Consider the following 6519-nt stretch of genomic DNA (forward strand, 5'->3'; position numbering starts at 1 on the left):
ACCCAAATCTGAGCCCAAAGTCGCAGCCTAAAACCCAATTGTATCTCTTAGTTAAGATACTCAGGCCAGTCAATAGCTTGAGTACGATTCTGAATGCTTCAAGAACAGATTTTGTCTAAACTCCAGTCAAGTACCCTATTCATTAATCAAAATAAATGTGGGGATGTTTTGATGGCGCAGTTAATTTAAGATTGAGGGATATTTAGCTTCCAAGCATAGATGTCCTGGAGGCAAGACATACAAGCTGTCTAGCAATTGAGCGTATGTTCCTATGATCGTCCCGAGGCTACTAACCATCAGAGTGAAGTGTTTGTCCCAAAAGGTTATATCGGTTGAATGCCAACCATTCGACGGTAACAACCACGCTAACCCACATGCTAACCTAAGGAGGCATACTAGAGTTGCTCAAATCTTAAGGAGAGCAAGATTCAAAACCCCAAAAATCAGCGGAGCGAGGTCCTGGATAGCCAGTAGTGGCCTGTATGAAAATGCCCCTATTCCCATGTTCGAACTAGGAATAGTGGAGGAATAAATGCCGCAACCATCCGTTTTAGTCATTGATGATGAACCCGGCAATTTCGAGGTAATTGAGCTTCTCCTAAGCACAGCTACTGAGGTAATGGTCCCCGAGGAAGTCTCCCCCCCAGACACATCAATAGATAGAAGGCAGACCTATCGACTGCATTACGTCGCCAGTGGGCAGGAAGCACTGGTGGCGCTTGATACGTTTAAGCCAGACATTATCCTACTAGATGTGATGATGCCGGGTATAGACGGCATCGAAGTTTGCCGCCAAATCAAAGCAATTCCCAAGTGGCAATCAGTACCTATTATTATGGTGACCGCCCTCAGTGCCAAAGAAACCTTAGCCGAATGTTTGAGGGCTGGAGCAGACGATTTTATTAGCAAACCTGTGAATGCGCTGGAACTGCGTGCACGGGTCGATTCTATGCTGCGCATTAAGCGCCAATATGACAAGCTGAAGCGATTGACGCGGCGGATCAAAAAGCAGCGTAATTATATTCGTAGCGTCTCTAAACTGCAGCGTAACTCGATCACATTATTGACCAATAGTTTACAAGCACTCCGTCAAGGGGTGGCCACAAATTTGACTCAAGAGCTAAACTCTCCACTGAGAGGATTATTGGCTATCTTGACCATGATACAGGTTCAGATTGATGATATGAGTCCGGCTGAACTCAGGAAATCGATCAACTTAGCTACTCAATCAGCTCATCAATTAGAGACACTGTTACAACAAATGTTGTTCTATCTCTATTTGGAATTTAAAATCACGAAAAAGCCTGGTAAAAGATTGTCACTGCAACCCTCAAAAGAGCAGTATTCGACCCAGAAACTGATCTCGAATCTGGCTAAAATTCGAGCACAACAAGCCTGTCGATTTGAAGATTTAATTTTAGACCTGCAAGAGTCAAATGTTGCCATTACGCAGCAATATCTTACTTTAATCGCTGGTGCGCTGATCGATAATGCCTTGAAATTTTCTAATCCTGGAACATCCATTGTGATTCGGAGCACTGTTCAGGGAAATACATTTAATCTCTGGTTCAGAGATCTTGGTCGTGGTATGACTCAGAAACAAATAGCCAGCATTGGCGCATTTACTCAATTTGAACGACAGGTATCTGGTCAACAAGGGTTAGGCTTAGGACTTACCCTTGCTAAAAAGATTGTAGATCTTTACAGTGGAAGGCTACTCATTTCTAGTGTTCCTCAAAAAGGAACAACTGTACATCTTTCCTTGCCGATCAGTGACAGCGATGAACCTCAGCCACTGCCAAGTTAACCCCTGAGATGTTCCCATCCAGGGTGGGTGTTTTGTGCAATAGCAAGGACTAGGCATGTTACTGCGTTTCTAAAGTTTTGCATTTAAGAACAAACTTTCAATAGTATTTGCATGTTTTTCGAACAAATTTTGTTCAGAAGGAGTGAGTTGTTGCTGAATCATGTCTACTATTGTCTGGATGCCAAAAGTAACGATATCCCAATCGACATCTGTTAATGAAAACACTTGTAGGCAAATGGGTAACAACTGCTTCTCAATTACAGCTACACTATCTTCCAATACACATAGCCAAATATAAGCTTGAAGCATATTGATGTCACGGATAACAGAGTGCTGTACAGCACTAGATTGAATTCGGCCTTGACAACTAATATGGTTAGGATATGCCCTCAAGGTCTTTTGGTATGTGTGACTTGAAATTGAGTGAACCTTTGGTATCATCCTTCTGACCAGAGCAATCGTATTGGGATTACTCGTATTGGTGGAAGCAACTGAGCAAATTCGCTGCCATGGTATACAGATCAACTCGTCCAAAAGTTGGAGATACGGTGCTAACCAAATGTGTTCATAAGGATCGAGGCGGTGGAGAATACTCTGTCGAGTAAAGTGCATGTGGGTTGTCATAAACCCAACTAGATGACGATTGACAGACGAAAAATACATTGCCTTGAGATCTCGTATCTGTGGTCCTATTATTTGTATTAAGCTTTCAAATTTAGGTATCACTAAGGCTGTAGCCTTTAATTTGCCTGCTTCTGAATCGAGGATATGTAAATGCTCTAAAATTGGTGAGAATATAAAGGATGCCGCATAACAGTCCATCAAGGTTTCGTAGATTTTATACGTTTGAGTACTAAGCTCTTGCATCTCCCAACTATCAGGGGGGAGACCAACAGCTAATAAAAGCTTTTTGGTGTCCGTGGCCGCATGATCGCAATCTGATATGAGGTGACTAATTATTTGATGATACGTAGCTAGGCGTGATTCGTCTGTAATGGTTAACCGTAAACGGTTTTCCACATGGTTTTTTACTTGATTGGAAATTGCCCCTAGTTCTGGCAGGTAGCGAGCAACCCATATTTTCAGTAATTCGTCAGTGCCTGCAAACTGAACTTGGTTGAGCACGTGCATGCTGAAAAAAAAATAGTATCTTGACAATGACCTACGCTGCGATGTCTCTTACATCCACCATATCAATCATATCGAAACATAGGTCTAATATAGCTTTGCTCCCATCGTTCACAACATAGCTGTGCGCTGAAAGCTAGAAATAACAACAACTATGTGGGGAGCAATCGGCTGAAAGCTTTCAGCCGATTGCTCTATGCCTAAACCCAATTAGTGTAGCTAAACCCTACATCTGTAGATCTTTCTCAATTTGACGTAATTTCATCCGAGCTAATCCCAAGTTAGCTTTCTCGCGGTCCATTACTAAATAAAAGAAAGCGCCTGAAACGGTCTCACAGATGCGGATCAAGTGATATTGATTCCCCAAGGTAATTAGGATATCCTCGATGGGTGATGTGATGGCTAAGCCATCACGCGCTCTGTTTTTAGCTTTGATAACTTCAGAATTTAGGGCAATAGCCTGTTCTAGTTTTGCCGAAGGAAAAGCATTGCCGTTTAGACTAGCCTGTCCTAAGGAAAAACCTGTCCCCCAATCTCCGATGGCTGCTCCGATGGCACCATCGATCGATAGAGCTTGTTGAATAGACTCTTTAATATTATCCATTGCAGATAAAAAACCTCAAAAAACAATTTACATTGCACGAATAGATGTAGCAGATCTGATGTCAATGTCTAGAAAGAACAATTTTGGTAGTCTCACCGATGGCGATAGTCAGAAAAAAACTAGATCGAACCTAAGATTGAACAGGCTATATACCAATATTGTGAGAATTAAAATATTGATCTCTACTCAGTGCTCAGCAAATAGCAGAATGCACATCAGAAGAATTTTAACATCTGATCTAAGTTTGACAAATCCCAAGCGATTTTACAATAGAGAATGTGTATCTTACCTGCAACTTAACATATGAGGCTCAAGCTTAAAGGTTACAAGAAGAGTCTTTTCTGTGAAAATCTAAAACGTTAAAAGTGCTGTTATACTTGGGTTTATAGATTAAGATGAGAGGATATTTTCAATTTATTTTGTATAAGAGATTACTTGTGCAGGCATTGAAAAACAACAAACTGTAACAGGCATGGAAAAAGCCTTTGTTATGGAGGTTCCTCAGAATATACAGGGCTGAAAACAGGCTGAAGAAATTACGCTGACATTACATCGGCAGCAACGCAATTGTGGGCTAATGTGACATGATTTAAAGCTGGTTCAGCCGTCCTAACCATGTCCATGTCCAAGTCTGAAGGTTGGCTAGGTAACGGTAACGGATGAGCCTCTGCTGACATATCGCTAGAGATAGAGAAAGTCTGCACCATTTGTGGAATAAGAATGGAGAAAGTTGTTCCCTTGCCGATTTTACTTTCTACGGTTATCTCTCCCTCCATCATTTCAATGAATTTTTTAGTAATAGTCAACCCAAGGCCAGTGCCACCATACTTGCGCGTGGTGGAAGAATCGGCTTGGGAAAAAGCCTCAAAAATTTTCTTTAGCTGGCTCGGTGTCATCCCAATACCGGTATCTTGGACTTGAAAGTGGATCCAGCTAACACCATGATTGTTAGTAAAGAATGCCCGTAAAGTAATCACGCCTCCTTGGGTAAACTTACTGGCATTACTTAATAGATTAAACAGGCTTTGTCGGACTTTAACTTGATCTGCATAGATTGTTCCAATATCTTCAGCACATTGCAACCTTAGAATATTGTTGTTATTTTCGATAAGTGGTTGCATCGTCGATATTACATTTTGCAGTAGTGGCATAATGTCGAACTTTTCTAGATGCATTTCCATGCACCCGGATTCGACTTTGGATAGATCTAACACATTATTAATTAGACTCAGTAGGTGTTTTCCTGCACCTTGAATTTTCTGTAGCTCAGGTAAAAAGATATCCTGACCAATGTCTGCGGCATCTTCTTGGAGCAATTCGCTGTAACCAATAATGGCATTTAATGGGGTGCGCAATTCGTGGCTCATATTAGCGAGAAACTGGCTCTTTGCATGGTTTGCCTCCTTTGCTTTTTTACATTCATCCTTTGCTTTGTTCAGGGCTTTATCGGTGATTTTAAGGCTCAACGCGAGTTGAGCTTCTGCCTGCTTGCGAATGCTGATATCCTGCCAAAAAACGGCCAGATCATCTTTCCTCGGATAGAGGCGAAATTCTAGCCAGAGCAGTTTTCTATACTCCACTTCAAATTTAACAACGGTCTGTTGGTTAATGGCTTGCTGGTAGTAGTCCGTTAAATTATGTCCTAGTTCATGGGGAAATGTTGTCCAAAAAGATTGGCCTACTATCTCATCAGGCCTCTTACCCAGAGTTTTAGCAGCTTGGACGTTGACATAGGTAATATTCCATTGATGATTGACACTCACAAAACCATCATCAATACCTTCGAATAAGGTTCTAGCCATTTGTTCAGCTTTACGAAACTGATCCATGGTCAATATTAGGTAGATGGCTCCACCCAGCATACTGATAAACCATATAGTGGCGGCTAGTTGAAATAGCTTAGAGCTTTGGACAGCTGTTTCATAGGCTGTTTCATAGGTTTTTGATAGATCTCGAGTTTGCTGTTTTATGGGCAATGCCAATAGGTCTTGGGTGAGTCGATCAACTTGAGGCTTATGATCAAGAATATTTTGGACATATGCTAATACATCCTCTAAATTAGGATTTTCCTTAGCTGCATCACTGTTTATATATGCTTGAAGTTCTTCAACTTTAAGTTGCACTTCGGGGGCGATTGCTTCATCAGAATTTAAGGTATAGAGTAACGCTTTATCAAAGAGTTCTGTAAGAACTTGATCAAGTTGGTCGCTTGACGTTTTATCTTGCTTGGTTTGATCAATTAAAAAAGTTAAATGGTAGAGAGAATTTTTTAATAGTCCATTTTTTGCTTTGAACTCTTCTAAAAGAAACAGCCGTTGGTCTAGTGATTGAGCACCTTCTGTTAAAATAGACTGGAGTTTTTGAGTATTCTGATCATCCAAAAAGTCAGGAATATTTTGGAGTCTTTTGTACACCTTTTTTATCTGCTGAAGCTCTTGGCTTAAGTTTTCATAGGAAACCTTCAGCGAATAACGAGTTTCTAAAACAATCTGATTGACTGCCAAATCATGCTGATGCTGTTCGACAAGATGGGCACGATAATAGGCATGGTCATCAATCTTAATGGATCGACTTTTTTCCACTAAACCTACCCAGATGAGTAGAGCACTCACTGTTGCCGTAATAATAATGGATTTATTTTTCACTATTTATCTCCTGCAGTTTTGGTGACTAGTCTCCTTGTGCGACATGAAATTAGTGCGGCCCTTGTCAAGGGTGGCATAGCCACTCAAATACGTTTAGACACCTCTTTTCAGAAAAGGCTAAAGGGTATAATGACGTATTCCTGTTAACCTTCAATGACTATACTCGGCACAAAGATTGTTGGTGATGTCTTATCGTTAGTGTATTTAGTGTAAAGATTCAGGGGGGTCAGTCTCCTTCAGGGATCAATGAAGGTGCAGGAGAACCATGTCGAGAGGCTTTTAACGCATCGGTCAGGAAGTCAAAGATCGAGCGTTTCTGAGCCTTTAAGCTGGTA

The 6519-nt window shown here is 41.2% G+C and carries 4 protein-coding genes; 1 reads left to right on the forward strand and 3 read right to left on the reverse strand.

What is annotated here, in order from left to right; genetic code table 11:
• The first annotated feature begins 532 nt into the window (after positions 1-532).
• Positions 533-1807, forward strand: a complete 1275-nt coding sequence (locus VB741_RS14460) for a hybrid sensor histidine kinase/response regulator (protein ID WP_323365890.1) — start codon at positions 533-535, stop codon at positions 1805-1807.
• A gap of 69 nt (positions 1808-1876) precedes the next feature.
• On the opposite strand, the gene VB741_RS14465 is transcribed toward VB741_RS14460, so the two are convergent.
• The 3 genes from VB741_RS14465 to VB741_RS14475 form a co-directional block, all read right to left on the reverse strand.
• The gene (locus VB741_RS14465) at positions 1877-2938 is read right to left on the reverse strand and encodes a hypothetical protein (RefSeq protein ID WP_323365891.1); all 1062 of its coding nucleotides are present in this window, start codon (positions 2936-2938) and stop codon (positions 1877-1879) included.
• Between the two features lie 223 nt (positions 2939-3161).
• Positions 3162-3539, reverse strand: a complete 378-nt coding sequence (locus tag VB741_RS14470) for a hypothetical protein (protein WP_323365892.1) — start codon at positions 3537-3539, stop codon at positions 3162-3164.
• A 536-nt stretch (positions 3540-4075) separates the two neighbouring features.
• Positions 4076-6184, reverse strand: a complete 2109-nt coding sequence (locus VB741_RS14475) for a DAHL domain-containing protein (RefSeq protein WP_323365893.1) — start codon at positions 6182-6184, stop codon at positions 4076-4078.
• Between the last annotated feature and the right edge of the window lie 335 nt (positions 6185-6519).

This window comes from Leptothoe sp. PORK10 BA2, from assembly GCF_034932105.1.
GTDB lineage: Bacteria > Cyanobacteriota > Cyanobacteriia > Phormidesmidales > Phormidesmidaceae > Leptothoe.